A 1,081-nucleotide genomic window follows, 5' to 3' on the forward strand; every position below is an offset into this window, starting at 1 on the left:
CGGCTGATCGGCGGCCGCTCGTACTGGAGCTACGGCCTGCAACAGGTCGAAAACCTCGCGCGGGAAAAGGGCATCGCGCTCGCCGTCCTTGCCGCAGACGGCCGCGTCGACACGCGCCTCGACGCCGCCTCGACGATCCCGCTGTCGACGCTCCGCCGCCTGGCTCATCTCTGCGACACCGGCGGCGCGGTTGCGGCGCAGGCGGCACTCGCGCAGTTCGCGCTGGCCGCCGGTTGCTATGCCGGCCCGGTCACCGGAGTCCGTGCGATCGCCGATGTAGGCGGCTGGCAACCGCACGATGGCGTGACGTGCCCGGCCGCGTTCGCGCTCAACGCGCACCGCCCCCGCGTGCTGGTCGTATTCTACCGCTCCTACCTGACCGCCGCAGACCTCCACCCGATCGAAGCGCTCCACGCCGAACTGACGGCGCGAGGCTTCGACGTCATCGGCCTCTTCGCGCCCTCGCTCAAGGCACCGGATGCGGCCGGCTGGATGGGCCACTGGGTCCGAGCTTTGAAGCCCGCCGCGATCGTCAACGCCACCGCCTTCTCCGCACGCGGCGCGAGTGACACGACCCCACTCGACGTCGCCGATGTCCCCGTCTTCCAGATCGCGCTGGCCACCTCCGACCGCGCCGCTTGGGCTGGCGCCACCCGGGGCCTGTCGCCCGCCGACCTCGCCATGCACGTCGTCCTTCCCGAAGTGGACGGCCGCCTCTTGGCCGGCGTCGCCAGCTTCAAGGCAGCCGCGGCGAGGGACGGCGACCTCGAATACACCCGCCGCGAACACCGCGCCGACCCCGCGCGCATCACCGCGATCGCCGCGCGGATCGAAGCCTGGACGAACCTCGCCAGCAAACCCGTCTCCGACCACCGCATCGCGATCGTCCTCTCGACCTACCCCGGCAAGACATACCAGATGGCGCACGCCGTCGGTCTCGACGCACTCGCCTCGACGCAGGCGATCCTCGCCGACCTCACCGAGGCCGGCTACGCGATCACGCCCGACGCAACCGATCTGGCGACCTCGCGCATTCACTGGCCGCTCGCGGAGTACCGCAAAGCCCTCGCGGACCTCCCGG

Annotated in this window: 1 protein-coding gene; it reads left to right on the forward strand. The window is 71.3% G+C overall.

Going from position 1 to position 1,081, the window contains the following annotated elements; all coding sequences use genetic code 11:
* Positions 1–1,081, forward strand: a 1,081-nt coding sequence (locus U1872_RS22680) for a cobaltochelatase subunit CobN (RefSeq protein ID WP_332795102.1), incomplete at both ends; no start/stop codon positions are given.

It is taken from the genome of Parasphingomonas frigoris (assembly GCF_036663815.1).
Lineage (GTDB): Bacteria > Pseudomonadota > Alphaproteobacteria > Sphingomonadales > Sphingomonadaceae > Sphingomonas.